The organism is Puia dinghuensis (assembly GCF_014642875.1).
GTDB classification, from domain to species: domain Bacteria; phylum Bacteroidota; class Bacteroidia; order Chitinophagales; family Chitinophagaceae; genus Puia; species Puia dinghuensis.
Genome location: NZ_BMJC01000003.1, coordinates 524,340 through 541,146 on the forward strand (window position 1 = coordinate 524,340; position 16,807 = coordinate 541,146).

Here is a 16,807-nt window from a genome sequence, read left to right on the forward strand (position 1 = left end):
ACCTTTGCCGCTCAAAAAAGCACGGCATGTATCGGACTCATACCTGTGGAGAATTAAGAAGCGCGCAGATCGGCCAGACTGTAACCCTTGCGGGCTGGGTACAGACCCTTCGGAAATTTGGTAGTATCACTTTCATCGACCTTCGGGACCGCTATGGCATCACCCAACTATTGTTTGGTGAAAGTTTGAACAAAGCGCTGGCGGATAATCCGCTGGGCAGAGAGTTCGTCGTGCAGGTGAAGGGGGAAGTCACCGGGCGGACCAGCAAGAACCCGCAGTTGCCTACGGGGGATATCGAGATCACTGTCCAATCCTTTACTATTCTGAATAAGGCCGTCACTCCGCCTTTTACCATCCAGGACGATACGGATGGGGGAGACGATCTGCGGATGAAGTACCGGTTTCTCGACCTGCGCCGGCCGGCCGTGCGGAAGAACCTGGAATTGCGTTATGCCGTCAACCGGGCAGCCCGCAACTATCTGCATGAAAATCATTTTATGGACCTGGAGACGCCCTTCCTGATCAAGTCGACGCCGGAGGGGGCACGTGATTTCGTCGTTCCCTCGCGGATGAACCCGGGCCAGTTCTATGCCCTTCCCCAGTCGCCGCAGACGTTCAAACAACTATTGATGGTAAGCGGTTATGACCGATACTATCAGATAGTCAAATGTTTTCGTGATGAAGACCTGCGTGCCGACCGGCAGCCCGAATTCACCCAGATAGACTGTGAGATGAGCTTTGTCGAACAGGAAGACATCCTTTCGATGTTTGAAGGGATGGTGAAATATATCTTCAAAACGGTGAAGAACATCGATTACACCGACGTTCTTCAGCGGATCACCTGGGAAGAAGCCATGTGGCAATACGGCAATGACAAGCCCGACATCCGGTTTGGAATGAAACTGCTGAACCTGAAATCGGCCTTTACCAAGGGCGGAGTCATCGTTGCGAAGGGAGAACTGATAAATGGCGCGGGTTTTGGCGTATTTGACAATGCGGAGACGGTGCTGGCCATCGCGGTGCCGGGTTGCAGCGAATATACCCGTAAGCAGACCGACGAGCTGACGGAATGGATAAAGCGGCCGCAGATCGGGATGCAGGGATTGGTGTATATCAAATACAACACCGACGGTACGCTGAAGAGCAGTGTCGATAAGTTTTATAATGAAGAGAAATTAAAAGCCATCGCTGCGGCGGCAGAAGCCAAACCCGGCGACCTGATCCTTGTGCTGGCCGGCAGGGAAGAGCGGACGCGCAAGGCGATGAGCGAGCTTCGGCTGGAGATGGGCAGGCGTTTAGGGCTTCGCCGGGAAGATGAATTCAAACTCTTATGGGTGCTGGATTTCCCATTATTTGAGTATGCCGAGGAAGAGAATCGCTGGGTGGCCCGTCACCACCCCTTCACTTCACCAAAACCATCCGACGTCGAAGTGATGATTGCCAACAGCCCCCTTATAGAGAACCCGGAGAAATACCTGGAACACCCCTATAATCATATCAAAGCCAACGCCTATGACATGGTGCTCAACGGGAATGAGATCGGCGGGGGGTCTATCCGCATCTACCAGCGCGAACTGCAGGAGAAGATGTTTGCCGCCCTGGGGATGACCCAGGAAGAGGCCCTGCATAAGTTTGGCTTCCTGCTTGGCGCTTTCGAATATGGTGCGCCGCCGCATGGGGGTATTGCCTTTGGTTTCGACCGGTTGTGCGCCATCCTTGGCGGCAGCGAGAGCATCCGGGATTTTATTGCCTTCCCGAAGAACAACAGCGGAAGGGATGTGATGCTGGACGCGCCAAGCACGATCGATGAGAAGCAATTGAAAGAGTTGTCCATTCAATTAGATACCAGTGGGAGGGATAGTTTATGAAAACAACACTAAGATTCGCATCGATACTCAGCTGGTTTAACATCATCGTGTGGGGATTCTTCGCGGCCCTGATGCTGTTGGGGTCGCTGGCGGTAGGATATATCCCATTGATGATCTTTGCGGTTCTTTTCTGCGCCATTCCGCTTAACTGTTATGCGGCCCTTCAGCTGCACAAGAGCATCCGCCGCCCCAACATCAAGCTGAGCAGTCAAACGCCGGTGGGTATCCGGTTTGTAGGATTTGTGGCCCTTTTCTTTGGCATTATGACGATCACCAACAGCATCGGCAACATCCGGAATCCAAAGGAGATGCTCGAACTTTCCAAAGAAGCTTTTTCGCAGGTGAAGTGGTTGAATATGTCTACTGCGACGGTGAGCAGCATGCGGACGGGTGGGATCATCGGGCTGTTATTGGGGTTGGCTGTCATCGTCAATGTGGTGCTGAACCTGCGGCTTCTCCGGTGGTATTACTTAGTGCATCAAAGCGACGCTTCCTAGGCCCGTTGACCGTTCGAGCGGCGGATTACCAGGGCAGCGACCCCACCCACGAGCAGCAGCAGCAAGGCGCCGATGATAAGGACATTCACCACTCCACCGGCTGCCTGGTCATTCCCAACCTTTATGTTCTCCCGGCAATCGGCAATATAAGTATAGATGCCGGGGTAGTGGCTGTTCAACCGCAGGACTGTTTCAAACTGTTTCAAGGCTGTCCGGTATTGGTGCTGGCTGTATGAGTCCAGCGCCCGGGCGAAGCGACGGGTGGCGGTGCCCGGTGAGGCGGTGATGCCGGCGCTGTCCAGGTATTCGTCAAGTATGGTGACGGGTACGGCGAAATTGAGCCCTGCAGCCAGGCCGCCGTTGCTCTCCAGGCTGCCAAAGGTGGTGAGCCCTACTACTTCCCCTCTTTCATTACAGACAGGTCCTCCACTGCTGCCGTGGTTGATATTGGCATCCATCTGCACCAGGGGCCAGCCGCCAACCGACTTTTTTATCGCGCTGACGATGCCGGTGGTAAGGGTCGGTTCGATGGCCGAGGCGGCGGAGACGAAATCATTGTTGGTGACGGGTCCCGGATAGCCGTAGACAAAGAGTTGTTCGCCGACATTGGGCAGGTCGCCGTGGGCGAGGCTCAGTACGGGCATTTCCTCGGTTGCGGCGATCTTCAGGATCGCGATATCCTTACCCGGCATCGGCTGGCCTTTGATGACGATGTCGGCGAGCCTTTTTATTGTGTCGCTGTGCTGGTTGCCGCTATCGCTTCGATAGACTACGTAGATGTTCTTCTTCAGATCGTAAAGGATCATGGAGAAGAGGCGGGAGTAGACGGAAGCATAGGTGTTGTACAGGAGGCTGCGCTGTTGCTCGTTGAAGTGGGTGGCCCAGGAAGATTCGAGGGCGGCGATGGAGGCCTCTGTTATCTGCCGGAATGCCGAAAGGATAAATTGCCGCCGGATGAAGGCATCTTCCCGGTCGATGAGGTGGCAATTGGTGGCTACATAACCGTCGCCGGTGATGAAGAAGCCGGTGCCGATGGAGGTGATCTGTTCGGGTTGCTTTATATAATCAAAGGTGGTCTGGAAAAACCGGGCGGGATAATTGTTCATCTCCCGCAGGACGATATCCAGCTTTTGTTCGGGGGGAACGCCGCCTCCATGGTCCAGGTTTTGAATGGAATCCAGCAAGGTATTGAAGGCCTTGTTATCCATTTTCATGCTGTTGACATAGACGCTGGCAGTGTATTCTGTGCGGATCATGACGACTCCCGGCCGGTTGAGGGCATAATTCTCCACGCCTGACATCTTGGGGTCCTCACCGGCAGCGAGGCAATGGACGGTTGCCAGGAGAAGGGTGAAAAGAGAAAGGATCAATGGCAAACGGGATGGCGTCATAGCTCCCTATAGAACATAAAAAAGGATAACTTGTTGTACTATTGTTGTTTAAATTTTGTTATGGTATCCCAACAGGCCCCGCTGGCAGAGCGGCTCCGTCCGCAAACGCTGGATCAACTGGTCGGTCAGCAGCACCTCACCGGCAAAAAAAGTGTATTGCGGACAGCCATCGAGCATGGAAAGCCGCCCTCCATGATCCTTTGGGGCCCGCCCGGAACGGGCAAGACCACTATTGCCGGGATCATCGCCAATACCCTGGCAGTGCCTTTTTATACGCTTAGCGCCATCTCTGCGGGTGTTAAGGAGGTGCGGGAAGTCATCGCCGAAGCCCGGGAAAAAGAGCGGGCTATTCTCTTTATCGACGAGATCCACCGGTTTAATAAAGGCCAGCAGGATGCCCTGCTGGGTGCAGTGGAGAAGGGGGTGGTGACCCTCATCGGCGCCACTACCGAGAATCCTTCCTTTGAAGTCAACAGCGCCTTGCTAAGCCGCTGCCAGGTCTATATCTTAAAACCACTGACCGATGAAGACCTGGGAATACTCATCGATAATGCCTTCCGGGATGATCCCTGGCTCCGGGAGTCGGGTATCGAACTGAAAGAAAGAAGCGCCCTGATCAATATCTCCGGCGGGGATGCGCGGAAGCTACTCAACCTGCTCGAAGTAGTCTGTGATGCAGCCGGCAAGGGCGCCGTGGTCACCGATGCCCTGGTGATGGAGATCGCACAACAGCGGGTAGCCCTATATGACAAGAAAGGCGACCAGCATTATGATATTATTTCGGCCTTTATAAAATGCATCCGGGGGAGCGATCCCAATGCGGCGGTTTACTGGCTGGCCCGCATGATCGAAGGCGGCGAAGACGTCAAATTCATCGCGCGGCGGATGCTGATCCTCGCCAGCGAGGACATCGGGAATGCGAATCCGAATGCCCTGCTGCTGGCCAATGCCTGTTTTGAAGCCGTCAACAAGATAGGATACCCCGAGTCCAACCTCATCTTATCGCAGTGCGCCATCTATCTGGCGTCATCGCCAAAAAGCAATTCGGCAACCGTAGCGATCGGCGCTGCACAGTCTGCGGTGAGCACTCACGGTGATCTGCCCGTGCCGTTGCATATCCGCAATGCCCCCACAAGGCTGATGAAGAATTTAGATTATGGCAAAGGCTATGAATACAGCCATAGCTATGAGGGTAATTTTTCTCTACAAGAATACCTGCCGAAGGAAATTGCAGGCACTCCCTTTTATGTGCCGGGGAAGAATGCAAGGGAAGAAGAGCTGCGCAAATTCCTGAAGGGCCTATGGGGTGAAAAATATGGATATTAATATATGACAAACTGGACCTGTAAGTATTTCGATCAGCTGACAACGGAAGAGTTGTATGCCATTCTGCGGCTGCGCAGCGAAGTATTCGTCGTCGAGCAGAACTGTGTTTTTCTCGACATGGATAATAAAGATATGCACTGTCATCATGTAATGGGGTGGAGAGGCGATCTGCTTGCCGGATATTCCCGTATCGTACCCGCGGGAATTTCCTATGTGGAATCTTCGATAGGGAGAATCGTAACATCCCCTGCTGCAAGAGGCGCCGGTGTCGGCAGAGAGTTGCTGATAAAAAGCATCGACCAGTTATATACGCTACATGGAAAACGCAATATTCGGATAGGTGCTCAATACTACTTAAAAAGATTTTATGAATCATTTGGCTTTGTCCAAAAAGGGGAAATATATCTCGAAGATGGAATCGAACACATAGAGATGTTGTTATCCAGTCATTAATGTTATTCCTTTTTTTGGAAAGTCCTTTGTGGATAAAATAGTTACATATACGTACACAATTTGCTTTCCTTTTTTCGTTTCTTACATGCGACCCCCTTTTCAATCAGATTGATAGGGAGGAATCCAAACCATCGGAAAACTAAATCTAATATCAATGAAACAGAGTTTACACTCCTTATCTTGGAAGTGTTTGTTTGTCGCCGCTACCTTATGCCTATCTGCTTCTGCTTACAGCCAGGAAGATGAGAAAAATAATACAGAGATAGGTGTGACGATGGGGCCTATGGTCTTCTTGGGTGACCTGGGTGGTCACGCAGGGGTGGGCACCACCTTCATCAAGGACTGGAACTGGAACACTACCAAGCTGGCTGTAGGCGCGTATGCCGCAGTTTATCCTCAACAGTGGCTGGGTTTTCGTCTCTCTTTTAATTATGGCGCCATCGAAGGCTTCGATGCATCCATCAAGCCCAAGGGCGGCGACGAAGTGAGCCGGCTCGATCGTAACCTGGATTTTCAAAGTAAAATAGTCGAAGGAACAGTGATGGCAGAAGTTTATCCTACCGTTTTCCTGGAGGATGATCCGGATGATGTTTTCGCCCGTTTGCGCCCTTATGGGGTCATCGGCCTGGGTGTCTTCCACTTCCATCCATACGGCAGCTACAGGGACCCCAACACGGGTGCAACGGAGTGGGTTTCTCTGCCCGAACTGCATACGGAGGGTGAAGGCTTCCCCGAGTATCCTAACAGCAAGCCCTATAAGCTGACACAGTTGAATATCCCGATGGGCTTTGGTGTCAAGTTCTTTCTTTCCGAGAACGTGAACCTGTCCTTCGAGATCGTGCACCGGAAGACCTTTACGGACTATATCGATGATGTGCATGACAGGTATATCGACCCGGCCTTGTTCTATAAATACCTTTCACCGCAGCTGGCGCCTATCGCGGCTGCCATGTCCAATAAGGCTGTCGGCGGATATAGCAATCCGAATTACAAGACCGGTTCTATCCGCGGCAATCCCGGGAATAACGACGCCTATTTTACGGCTCAGTTCAAACTCGGTATCCGTCTCGGCGGTGGTAGCGCACAGCGCTGGAGGAATTCCACCCACTGTCCGTTGCTGAGGTTCTAAATTCAAAAATGGCATTTAGTTGTTGATCGTACTCAATAGTTGTTTTTTGATCGTTGTTTTAAGTTGTTTCTTTAATCCGTACCCTATTTCTCATTTATTGAAATCATTATGGCCCAAACTGTACCCCTAAAGAAAACTTTCCCCTCTCCGGGCGCCCTCCTGACCATCATCGGACTGGCGCTTGGCGTACAAAACCCCGCTTTTGCCACCGGCGCCCATGGAGCAGCCGGGAGGCATTTTTCTTATCCGGGTTACGATACTATCCACAGTATCCAGGTGAGCAAAGCTCAAACCAGCAAAAAACATAAGATCAAGCTATATCCTGATGCCAGGCAGCAGGTATTGTTCTTTTCCGCCAGTGGCGAGGACGGCAGGGTTTACCAGCTGTTCCTTTTCGACATGGACGGCCGGCTGGTAAGTCAGACCCGCATCCGCAGCCGTGAGACCACGGTGCTTACAAATATTTCAGAAGGCAACTTCCTTTTCGAGGTTTTCACCGATGACGAGCGTATTGAGAATGGGCAGTTGACGGTGAGGTAATCCTCGGCAATGTCTAACCAATAAGCAAGCAGGGAAATTGGTAAAATCCGAATATCCGAAGGTTAAGTAAAACCTGATCCGTTCCCTATTTAGGTACCCTTTACAAACAAAGATTTTATTAATCACTCCCTGCTACCGCTTATTGGATGCTTCAGAAAAATATCCGCGGCCTCCTTCCAGTTGTTGATCCGATCGTAACCTGTCACGGTGAGGTTATGCGGAGAAGTAAAGAGATAGGGCTTCCCTTTGAAGCCCTTTAGGTTTTTTACATGGTCGTCGATCATATAATCGCCAAAGACCAGGTCCTTACTACCGGTGAGGGCTATCTGCTTCCATGTGAAGAAAGGGAAGTGATCCATCAGCCAGTCATATTTGTCCTTTAGGGAATTGGGGAATTCCATGGCGGCAGAGACGATGAACACTTCGTACTGCTTGTTCAGCTCCCGCAGCACATCGACGCTATCCTCCATTACAGGGAGATGCCGGAAGAAACCGGGAGATCTTAGCCTTTCCATGATCATCTCCCGATGCTCCTCGGGAAACCCGATCACCCACGAGCCGATCATTTTTGTTTTGTCGGGTTCGGCGCCATATTCCTTTTTATACCATTCTATCATTTCGCCCATCGGGTCGGCGATGACCTCGTCCATGTCTATAATGATGCGTTTCATAATAATTCGTCCTTGAGAAAGGTAGCAGTGAAACTTTCTTTGTTCTTTATCAGCTCTTCGGGCGTGCCTTCGAAGAGTATCCTGCCGCCGCCGTCGCCGCCCTCGGGTCCAAGATCGATAATGTGATCAGCGACCTTAATAACATCAAGATTATGTTCGATGACGAGCACGGTGTTGCCGCGGTCTACCAGTTTATTGAGAACATCGAGCAGGTGGCGGATGTCCTCGAAGTGGAGACCCGTAGTCGGCTCGTCAAGAATGTAAAAGGTCTTGCCGGTATCCTTCTTCCCTAGTTCGGTCCCCAGTTTGACGCGCTGAGCTTCACCACCGCTGAGGGTGACAGCAGACTGGCCAAGGGTGATATAGCCCAGGCCCACGTCTTGTAATACCTTTATCTTTCGATAAAGGTAGGGCACCGCCTGGAAGAACTCGACGGCTTCGTCGACGGTCATGTCCAGGACGTCACTGATGGATTTGCCCTTATAGCGGATCTCGAGCGTCTCGCGGTTGTAACGCCGGCCGTTGCATTTTTCGCAGTGCACATAGACGTCCGGCAGGAAGTTCATCTCGATGACGCGCATGCCGCCGCCTTCACAGACGTCGCAGCGGCCGCTTTTGACGTTGAAAGAGAACCGGCCCGCATTATAACCCCTGATCTTTGCTTCCGGTACGGAGGCGAACAGCGTACGGATATCCGTGAAGAAGCCGCAATAGGTGGCAGGATTGCTCCTGGGCGTGCGGCCAATCGGTGATTGATCTATCTCGATCACCTTGTCGATGTTCTCCAACCCCTTGATGCTTTTAAATTCCAGCGGGGTGACGCGGCTTCCATAGGCGTGCTTGCTGAGAATGGGGTAAAGCGTCTCGTTGATCAACGTGGATTTCCCGCTGCCGCTGACGCCGGAGACTACGATCAGCCGGCCCAGAGGGAATTTGGCATCCACATTCTTAAGATTATTGCCTTTGGCGCCCTTCAGTTCGAGGTACTTCCCGTTGCCCTTTCGTCTTTCGGCCGGGACCTCGATCTTTCGGTGACCATTTAGGTACTCTGCCGTTAGAGTATTCAGCTTTAGTAAGGCCGGAGGGCGCCCCTGGGCTACAATATGTCCACCGTGGAACCCGGCTTTCGGACCGATATCCACGAGATAATCGGCCGCCAGCATGATATCCTTATCGTGTTCGACGACCAGGACGCTGTTGCCGATGTCGCGCAGGTTCTTCAGCGCCTCGATGAGCCGGTGGTTGTCGCGCTGGTGGAGGCCGATGCTCGGTTCGTCGAGGATATAGGTGATGCCCTGCAGCTGGGAGCCTATCTGGGTGGCAAGGCGGATGCGCTGGGATTCACCACCGCTGAGGGTACGCGAAGGCCGGTTGAGGGTAAGATAGGTGAGACCCACATCGGAGAGGAATTGCAGCCTTTCCCTTATCTCCTTGAGGATATCCTTTGCGATGATATTTTGCTTGTTGTTCAGTTTCTTTTCCACTCCCCCAAACCAGTCGATGAGCCGGTTGAGGTTCATGGCGCTGAGTTCGGCGATGTTCTTCTCTCCCACCCTGAACCAGAGGCTCTCTTTGCGCAGGCGGGTGCCGCCGCAGGTGTCGCAGGTCTTCAGCTCCATAAAGCGTTCGACCCATTCGCGCAGGGCGTCCGAGTTGCTGCCGGCGGAAAACCAGCGCTTCAATGCGGTGATGATGCCTTCGTAGTCGGCGGCATACATCTGCCCGAGAGAGGCATTCTCGTCGAACTCGACGTCCAGGGTAGCGTCGCCGGATTCGTTGCCGTATAGCACGAGGTTCAGCGCCTTTTTGGGCATGTCCTTTATGGGGATGTCGAGGGAGAACTTATTCTTTTTCGCTATTCCCTGCACCTGGCGGAACATATAGGCTTCGCGCTCTTCCCCGAGGGGGACGATGCCTCCTTCGTTGATGCTCTTTGACGGGTCGGGGATGATGGCGTCCATGCTTATCTGGTAGACAGAGCCCAGGCCTTTGCAGGTGGGGCAGGCCCCGTAGGGGGAGTTGAACGAGAAGCTGTTGGGTGAAGGTTCTTCGTAGCTGATGCCGGTGTCTTCACACATCAGCTGTTTACTGTATTGCAAGACCTTGTTATCATCGTTCAGCAGGAGGAAGAGCAGGTCCTTCCCCATCTGGAGGGCTTTCTGGATGCTTTGACCGAGGCGGACCCGCATGTCTTCGGTGACGGCGAGCCGGTCGACAACGACTTCGATGTCGTGGATCTTATAACGATCGACCTGCATTTTTGCTGCGAGATCTTTTATTTCGCCGTCGACCCGCACCTTCACAAAACCTTTTTTGCGGATGTCCTCGAACAGTTCGCGATAATGTCCTTTGCGGCCGCGGACGAGGGGGGCAAGAATGGAGATCTTCTTATTCTTAAACTTCTTAAAAATATTGTCCACGATCTCTTCCTCGCTGAATTTCGTCATCTTCTTACCGGTGTTGTAGGAAAAAGCTTCGCCGATGCGGGCGTAGAGGAGGCGGAGGAAATCGTAGATCTCGGTGACAGTGCCGACCGTGCTACGGGGATTTTTATTGGTGGTCTTTTGTTCGATGGAGATGACGGGACTGAGGCCGGTGATCTTGTCGACGTCGGGCCGCTCCATATCACCGATAAACTGCCGCGCATAGGCGCCGAAGCTTTCCATATACCGGCGCTGACCTTCGGCATAAATGGTATCGAATGCCAGGGAGGATTTGCCGCTGCCGCTGATGCCAGTGATAACCACCAGCTGATTCCTGGGGATGCGGATGTCGATGTTCTTCAGGTTATGTACCCGGGCTCCGGATACTTCGATGCTCTCTTCGCCGGGTTGCAGGCCGGCGTCCGTGTTCGTTGATATGGACATAGGCGCTAAGGTAAGAACAACGGGGGGAAAGAAAGGTTGACTTTGCTAAAAAATTTGGGCCGGGGACTAACCCCGGCCCGTAACAATCCTAAATGGTTATGAGATAGCTACTTATGTAAAGTGATGGTGGGCAGTTTAACCGATGCCATGGAGTCCACCTTGATACCGGTGATAGTGGTGTCCTTGTAGCCATCGCGGCCCTTGAAATTGAAAGACCATGTACCCGTGGGCACGTTTCGGAATTTATAACTTCCCTCGTCGAAGGGTATTGCATATATCGTATCTGTTCCCATATAGCCGGTGACCAGCGCGCCCTCTCCTTCAGGCAGTACCGTACCGTATACCTTGGCTCCTGTCTCATCATTAAATACCTGGAGGAAGGGTTCGAGGAAGAATTCGCCGTCGCCGAAGAAGATCGAACGGTCGACGTTGAAGTCGATCCACATCTTGAAATCATTGTCCGAGAGATCATCGACATCCTCCCTGCGCACGTTGATCGTAAACGTGTGAGTAGAGTCGGAGCCGGGGAAATGCAGCGTGAAATGATTTGTACTGTCGATGTAGACCGTGTTGTCCGACCCGATAGTGATCTTGATCTTCACGATCTTACCAGTCGGGAACACACCGGTGGCAAGCAGGGTATCCACACCATTGCGCAATGCCAGCAGATCGTAAACCCCGGCCTTGATGTTGAGCGTGTCCCAGATGACGGATTTGTGGTCGGCATCGCGGTGTTCGCCATCAAAGTTGTCGTCCCATTCATCATCATGGTCAGCGTCTTTCTGTTTGGAAGCCGTGTCAATCTCAATGGAAATCTGCCGGATATCGATTAAAACCTTAAAAAAATCCCCGGGACCATCGGTCATGTACATGTTGACCTGGGACTTGCCAGCGGGAATGTTTGGGTTAGAGTTAGAGGAGTTTTGTTTGTTACAAGCAAAGAAGAGGAGTACGGCCGCGGCGCCCGTAGTGGCGGCCAGCCATTTAATTACCGTTTTCATGTTTGTGTAGTTTTATAAGTAGATGTCTCCCATCAGGTATGTTAAGGTTGCCAAAAACCGTTCCAAAAAACAAGACAAATCTCACATGGTGATGGTCCTATTTGGAAGTTTGAAAAAAGATGGTATATTTGCACCAGTTCTTACAACATCTCTTATCAAGAAAGGCTGAGGGAAATGGCCCGTTGAAGCCTTGACAACCTGCTAAAGCTTGAAAATCAAGCGGAAAGTAAGGTGCCAACTCCATCCCGATGGAATATCGGGACAGATAAGTCAGATTCCGGCTTGACAATATAGATCAAACATATTCAAAGCTCTTCTGACGTATCAGAAGAGTTTTTTTTTGAAACTCTCTGATCACATGGCCTTGGTAAGTGGTGTCGCTGAACAATTTTTAATAAAACTTAAAATTTGTTTCTCATGCAAGCGACAACACAACTCATTCACAGCATTCCTGTTGACCCGTTAACCGGCGCGATTGCCGTGCCTATCTACCAGACTTCCACCTTTGTGCAGGAGGCGCCCGGTGTGAACAAAGGGTATGACTACGCCCGTACAGGCAACCCTACCCGCGCCATCCTGGAAAGCCTCATCGCACAACTGGAGGGGGGCAGCACGGGCGCCGCTTTTGCCAGTGGCCTGGCCGCCATCGATGCGGTAGTAAAGCTGTTACAAACCGGAGACGAGATCATTGCGGTGAATGATATTTATGGCGGCGCATACCGGCTCTTCGAGCAGGTGTATGCCAAATTCGGGATCACGACCCATTATGTCGACACCACCAATCCCGATGCCGTGTCCCATGCGCTGACGTCAAAGACAAGGCTCATCTGGATCGAAACGCCGACCAATCCCACGCTGAAGATCACAGATATCCGGGCGATCGCCAGGATCGCAAAAGCGCATGGCTGCCTGCTTTGCGTGGACAATACCTTTGCTTCGCCGGCCTTGCAGCAGCCATTGTTGCTTGGCGCCGACCTGGTTGTCCATTCCGGAACCAAGTACCTCGGCGGACATAGTGACCTCATCGCCGGGCTGGTAGTAACGGCTGAGCCGGAATTAGGGCAAAAAATAAAATTCCTGCAGAATGCCAGTGGGGCCATCCTCGCACCTTTTGATAGTTTCCTGCTTATCAGGGGCATTGAAACCCTGCATCTTCGCGTCCGGCAGCATTGCGCCAGCGCAAGGGCCATCGCTGCCTTCCTGGAAAATCATCCTGCCGTGAACAAAGTGTACTATCCGGGGTTAGTAAAGCACCCCGGTCACAATGTCGCAGCCGGCCAGTCCAAAGGCTTTGGGGGTATCGTTTCCTTCTCTTTGAAGGAAGATACCCTGGCAGCAGCCACGGCCTTTGTTACATCGACCGAACTATTCAAGCTCGCCGAGAGCCTTGGGGGCATCAAGAGCCTGGTTTCGCATCCGGCAGCTATGACGCATAAGACTATCCCGGCGGAAAAGCGTAAGGCGGCAGGGGTGACGGACAGCCTCATCCGGCTGTCGGCGGGACTGGAAGATACCGAAGACCTGATCGACGATCTGCGTCAGGCGCTCGACCGGCTGACAATAAAAGCGGAAATAAAAAGCAATTCAAATAAAAAACAAGCAATATTAAATTAAATGGATACGCACAAGCAGCTAACGATCGGTCTTTTCGGTTTTGGTGTCGTCGGAGAAGGTCTCTATAAGGTATTGAAGCAAACACCCTCCCTGAAAGCATCCATCAAAAAAGTATGTATCAAGCATCCCGGCAAGAAGCGGGAAGCGCCGGCGGAGCTTTTTACGACTGACCGGGATGCTATTCTCAACGACCCCGAGATCAATGTGGTGGTGGAAGTGATCAATGAATCGGATGCGGCTTTCGAGATCGTTTCGCGGGCCCTGAAGAGTGGTAAGTCGGTGGTCAGTGCGAGCAAGAAAATGATCGCCGAACATCTGCCCGAGCTGCTTGAGCTGCAGAAGCAGACGCACGCCTCTTTCCTGTATGAGTCGGCGGCCTGCGCCTCTATCCCGGTGATCCGTAACCTGGAGGAATACTATGACAACGACTTGTTGCATTCTATAAAGGCGATCGTCAACGGCAGCACGAACTTTATCCTGACGAAGATGTTCGAAGAAAAGCTGGGTTTCCAGGATGCATTGCTGCTGGCGCAGCAGCTGGGTTTTGCCGAGAGCGACCCCTCGCTGGATGTGGAAGGGTATGATGCCGCCAACAAATGGACTTTCCTGCTGACACATGCCTATGGCATTACGGTGGAGACAAGCGACCTGGTATTCAGCGGCATCCAGCATGTGCAGGCCGGGGATGCGGAAGTAGCGCGCGAAAAGCACTATGATATCAAGCTGGTTGCGCAGGCCAAAAAGCTGGCCAACGGCAAAGTAGCAGCTTTTGTGTTGCCACAGTTTATCCGGCAGGACGACCATCTGGCGTTTGTGAAGAATGAGTTCAACGGCGTCGTCATCGAGAGCGGGTTTGCGGACAAACAATTCTTTTATGGCAAGGGGGCGGGCTCCTTCCCTACCGCCTCGGCGGTGCTTAGCGATCTGTCGGCGCTGCGGTATGAATACAAATACGAATACAAGAAACTCTATCATCATAAGCCGCACGAACTGACGGACGATTTCTTTGTGCGGGTGTACCTCAGCTTTGACGATCTGAAGTATATCCCCAAAGACCGGTTCCAGTCGATAGAAGAATGGCATTCGGATAACGAACGCAAATACCTCATCGGCGTGATCCATTTCCGGGAACTCCGGGATCATCATTGGTGGCGGCAGAACGGCACGTCGCTGGTGCTTACGCCCGACCCGATCATCGAAGATATGGAGGTGCGGCAGCTGAAGAAGAAGAGCCTCGAGCTGGCGGGACTCATCTGAGCCCCCGGCAAGCCAGCGACACACGCTTTACCGGATGAGTAAAACGGTCCCTTTCTCCGTTTTAGGGGTATCGTTTGCGAATTGATACCGGCAGAACCAGACAAAAACGCCGGGATTCAGCCGCTTTCCGTCGAGTGTGCCGTCCCAGCCATTTGCCGGGTCTGCGGACTGGAAGATCAGTTGGCCCCAGCGGTTGTAGATCACCATTTCAAATTCTTTTAATTTCCCGTTGACGCGAGGTCTGAACAGATCGTTCGCGCCATCGCGGTTTGGAGTAAAGGCATTGGGGAACAACAATTCATCCCTGCAATCTCCTACCCTTATGGTATCGGATGAGCTGTTGCCGCAAAGATCGGTGACGGTGACGTAGAAGAGGCCGGTATCCTTCACGAGGTAGTGATCGGCGACAGAGCCATCCTGCCATCGGTAAGTTTGAAAGCTGCCCTTGGGTTGCAGCAGCATCGTGGTACCCGGGCAGATGACAGTATCCGGTGGCAGCTGCACCGGTGGTGTCTGTCCATGAATGGTCACGGGCAGCGAGTCCTTTAACCCGCAGCCGGCGATGGTCGCATAGATATACCCCTGCCACTGCCTGTTGAGACCGAGTTGGATGGTAGTGTCGTTTGGCTGGCTGATGATGGTCCATGCGGATGTATCGATCTGCCAGCTGTTTTGTTTCAGACAGGTGGCGGATTTATGCGCGGTGAAGACGGCCGTCCGGTCGCCGGGGCAGAAGCTGGTATCGCCATGGATCAGGAGGCTGTCACAGGTGCTGACCTGTCGGCAAAAAACATCGGTGGTGATGGAAAAGTCTTGTTGTGTGATGGGGAAAGTGGTTGAGCTTATAGCGTTGCCGCCGTTGAGCGTGAATTGCAGGCCGGATGGAGTCGTGATCATGGGGCCTGCCTGCAACAGGCCGGCTGGTGTTCCCATACAAGCGCTGGAGACGGTGAAGCCGGGGTCTATGCGGAGGAATTGGTAAGAACCATTGCCGGATTGGAGGCCAGCCTGCATGCCGGTGAGGTTATAGCCGTCAAAAACAGGGATGGGATTGGCCGAAGGGTCGCTAGCGGCAACGAAGCGTTGAGTGGTGATATTGAGATTGCTGTCGAGTAGGGAGTAATATGCGCCCGGTGAAGCCCCTTTTTCATTGAGGCCAAAGGCGATGCCGCCGGAAGAGGGGTTGACGGCCAGGCTTGCGCCTTCGGGATTTGACACTGTATAGAAAAAACTTCCGGTGCCCGCGGGGACCAGCTGCAGGTTGCTGTCGACGCGGGCGAAGAGGATATTCCAGCTCTGGCATCCGGTGGGCCTTATCAGTGAGGCGGAGAGCAGCAAATGGTCTCCGGCTGTAGCTGTCATGGTCGCCCCAGGGGAAAGGTCCAGCTCGCAGGGAAATGTTGTCAGGGTTGTCTTCCAGGAATTACTGCCAATCACTTCTCCCGTCTGGTAGTCAAGCTTCAGCAGCCAAAAGCCGATGGAGATGTCCGGGAAGAAAGGATCATAGTAATCGCCGCCTACATACAGGCGGCCGTTGTCGCTATAGAGACCGCCGGGGTTTATGGAGAAGTGCCAGTTGCTGGATTGATAATTCTTGCTCCAGATGATATTTCCGTCGGGTGACAGGCGGGTGATGAGCACTTTACCGGGCGCCCAGCCTGCCACCGTGATCTCGCCGTTGAGCCCTTCGTTACATACCACCAGCGCCAGACCGGCATAGTTCTTCTGCCACAATACGTTGCCCGTAGCATCCAGCAGGAGCAGGATGGAAAAGGCGGGCCCTGTATTATTGCCTATGTTGGCGGCATTTCCTGCGAGAAGGATGTTGCCGTTGTGTAGGGCAATCATCTGGTTGAACTGCATCATCAGTACAGGGGTGCTTTCAGGGATGGCCTTGCTCCAGACCACGGAGCCGGTTGCGTCGAGCTTGAAAACCAGGAGGGAATCTATTACCACGCCGTTGGAAAGGAGGTCTTTATTGATAAAGAATACGGAGCCGTTGTCCGGAGTAGTGACTGATTGGGGGGAGCTCAGATCTAAGGCATTGCCGAATGAACCCGAATGATAATTGGCCAATAGGGAAGCGTCGGTGCAGGATGGCTGCTGGCTGCGACCGGGTAATCCTGAAAAAACAAACCCCAGGCATAATAGAATGCCTAGAGTTTGTTTCCATTCGGGATATTTAAAGTTCAT

Annotated in this window: 13 protein-coding genes and 1 riboswitch; of the genes, 8 read left to right on the top strand and 5 right to left on the bottom strand. The window is 52.7% G+C overall.

What is annotated here, in order from left to right:
* Positions 1 to 26 precede the first annotated feature (26 nt).
* Both aspS and IEY39_RS15390 read left to right on the top strand, forming a co-directional pair.
* Positions 27 to 1,868 (top strand): aspartate--tRNA ligase, encoded by a 1,842-nt coding sequence (gene aspS / locus IEY39_RS15385; protein WP_188933099.1) that lies wholly within the window; start codon positions 27 to 29, stop codon positions 1,866 to 1,868.
* Positions 1,865 to 2,365 carry a hypothetical protein gene (locus IEY39_RS15390; RefSeq protein WP_188933101.1) on the top strand — a complete coding sequence of 167 codons (501 nt, stop codon included), beginning with the start codon at positions 1,865 to 1,867 and terminating at the stop codon, positions 2,363 to 2,365. Before aspS ends, IEY39_RS15390 begins: the two co-directional genes overlap by 4 nt.
* On the opposite strand, the gene IEY39_RS15395 is transcribed toward IEY39_RS15390, so the two are convergent.
* Complete coding sequence (locus IEY39_RS15395) at positions 2,362 to 3,756, bottom strand: S1C family serine protease (protein ID WP_188933103.1); 1,395 nt, start codon at positions 3,754 to 3,756, stop codon at positions 2,362 to 2,364. The two genes, IEY39_RS15390 and IEY39_RS15395, sit on opposite strands and share 4 nt — an antisense overlap.
* A gap of 60 nt (positions 3,757 to 3,816) precedes the next feature.
* On the opposite strand from IEY39_RS15395, the gene IEY39_RS15400 reads away from it, so the two are divergent.
* From IEY39_RS15400 to IEY39_RS15415, 4 genes are all read left to right on the top strand, one after another.
* The gene (locus tag IEY39_RS15400) at positions 3,817 to 5,082 is read left to right on the top strand and encodes a replication-associated recombination protein A (RefSeq protein WP_188933105.1); all 1,266 of its coding nucleotides are present in this window, start codon (positions 3,817 to 3,819) and stop codon (positions 5,080 to 5,082) included.
* A 3-nt stretch (positions 5,083 to 5,085) separates the two neighbouring features.
* A complete protein-coding gene (locus tag IEY39_RS15405; RefSeq protein ID WP_188933107.1) occupies positions 5,086 to 5,535 on the top strand; it encodes a GNAT family N-acetyltransferase in 450 nt (149 codons plus the stop codon).
* Between the two features lie 154 nt (positions 5,536 to 5,689).
* Entirely contained in the window at positions 5,690 to 6,664 is a 975-nt protein-coding gene (locus tag IEY39_RS15410; RefSeq protein WP_188933109.1) for a hypothetical protein, read from the top strand.
* Between the two features lie 108 nt (positions 6,665 to 6,772).
* Entirely contained in the window at positions 6,773 to 7,204 is a 432-nt protein-coding gene (locus tag IEY39_RS15415; RefSeq protein ID WP_188933112.1) for a T9SS type A sorting domain-containing protein, read from the top strand.
* Between the two features lie 122 nt (positions 7,205 to 7,326).
* On the opposite strand, the gene IEY39_RS15420 is transcribed toward IEY39_RS15415, so the two are convergent.
* The 3 genes from IEY39_RS15420 to IEY39_RS15430 all read right to left on the bottom strand — a co-directional run bounded on the left by IEY39_RS15420 (position 7,327) and on the right by IEY39_RS15430 (position 11,743).
* Complete coding sequence (locus IEY39_RS15420; protein ID WP_188933114.1) at positions 7,327 to 7,875, bottom strand: 5' nucleotidase, NT5C type; 549 nt, start codon at positions 7,873 to 7,875, stop codon at positions 7,327 to 7,329.
* Positions 7,872 to 10,742 carry an excinuclease ABC subunit UvrA gene (gene uvrA, locus IEY39_RS15425; RefSeq protein ID WP_188933116.1) on the bottom strand — a complete coding sequence of 957 codons (2,871 nt, stop codon included), beginning with the start codon at positions 10,740 to 10,742 and terminating at the stop codon, positions 7,872 to 7,874. Before uvrA ends, IEY39_RS15420 begins: the two co-directional genes overlap by 4 nt.
* Positions 10,743 to 10,849: 107 nt before the next feature.
* On the bottom strand, positions 10,850 to 11,743 hold the full coding sequence (locus tag IEY39_RS15430) for a DUF4382 domain-containing protein (protein ID WP_188933118.1): 894 nt from the start codon (positions 11,741 to 11,743) through the stop codon (positions 10,850 to 10,852).
* A 149-nt stretch (positions 11,744 to 11,892) separates the two neighbouring features.
* Positions 11,893 to 12,015: riboswitch (SAM riboswitch) on the top strand.
* A gap of 145 nt (positions 12,016 to 12,160) precedes the next feature.
* Between IEY39_RS15430 and IEY39_RS15435 the strand changes: the two genes are divergently transcribed.
* Positions 12,161 to 13,357: a trans-sulfuration enzyme family protein gene (locus tag IEY39_RS15435; protein WP_188933120.1), complete on the top strand. Its 1,197-nt coding sequence runs from the start codon at positions 12,161 to 12,163 to the stop codon at positions 13,355 to 13,357.
* Positions 13,358 to 14,614 (top strand): homoserine dehydrogenase, encoded by a 1,257-nt coding sequence (locus tag IEY39_RS15440; RefSeq protein ID WP_188933122.1) that lies wholly within the window; start codon positions 13,358 to 13,360, stop codon positions 14,612 to 14,614. It abuts the gene before it with no gap.
* 27 nt (positions 14,615 to 14,641) lie between these two features.
* Here the strand turns inward: IEY39_RS15440 and IEY39_RS15445 are convergent, their stop codons facing one another.
* The gene (locus IEY39_RS15445; protein ID WP_188933124.1) at positions 14,642 to 16,807 is read right to left on the bottom strand and encodes a T9SS type B sorting domain-containing protein; all 2,166 of its coding nucleotides are present in this window, start codon (positions 16,805 to 16,807) and stop codon (positions 14,642 to 14,644) included.

What these genes read in the sequence shown, in the direction of transcription:
- IEY39_RS15420 (WP_188933114.1), bottom strand. Translation starts at nt 7,875, where the DNA reads ATGAAACGCATCATTATAGACATGGACGAGGTCATCGCCGACCCGATG.
- IEY39_RS15445 (WP_188933124.1), bottom strand. Translation starts at nt 16,807, where the DNA reads ATGAACTTTAAATATCCCGAATGGAAACAAACTCTAGGCATTCTATTA.
- IEY39_RS15430 (WP_188933118.1), bottom strand. Translation starts at nt 11,743, where the DNA reads ATGAAAACGGTAATTAAATGGCTGGCCGCCACTACGGGCGCCGCGGCC.
- uvrA (WP_188933116.1), bottom strand. Translation starts at nt 10,742, where the DNA reads ATGTCCATATCAACGAACACGGACGCCGGCCTGCAACCCGGCGAAGAG.
- IEY39_RS15395 (WP_188933103.1), bottom strand. Translation starts at nt 3,756, where the DNA reads ATGACGCCATCCCGTTTGCCATTGATCCTTTCTCTTTTCACCCTTCTC.
- IEY39_RS15435 (WP_188933120.1), top strand. Translation starts at nt 12,161, where the DNA reads ATGCAAGCGACAACACAACTCATTCACAGCATTCCTGTTGACCCGTTA.
- IEY39_RS15440 (WP_188933122.1), top strand. Translation starts at nt 13,358, where the DNA reads ATGGATACGCACAAGCAGCTAACGATCGGTCTTTTCGGTTTTGGTGTC.
- IEY39_RS15415 (WP_188933112.1), top strand. Translation starts at nt 6,773, where the DNA reads ATGGCCCAAACTGTACCCCTAAAGAAAACTTTCCCCTCTCCGGGCGCC.
- IEY39_RS15400 (WP_188933105.1), top strand. Translation starts at nt 3,817, where the DNA reads ATGGTATCCCAACAGGCCCCGCTGGCAGAGCGGCTCCGTCCGCAAACG.
- IEY39_RS15405 (WP_188933107.1), top strand. Translation starts at nt 5,086, where the DNA reads ATGACAAACTGGACCTGTAAGTATTTCGATCAGCTGACAACGGAAGAG.
- aspS (WP_188933099.1), top strand. Translation starts at nt 27, where the DNA reads ATGTATCGGACTCATACCTGTGGAGAATTAAGAAGCGCGCAGATCGGC.
- IEY39_RS15390 (WP_188933101.1), top strand. Translation starts at nt 1,865, where the DNA reads ATGAAAACAACACTAAGATTCGCATCGATACTCAGCTGGTTTAACATC.
- IEY39_RS15410 (WP_188933109.1), top strand. Translation starts at nt 5,690, where the DNA reads ATGAAACAGAGTTTACACTCCTTATCTTGGAAGTGTTTGTTTGTCGCC.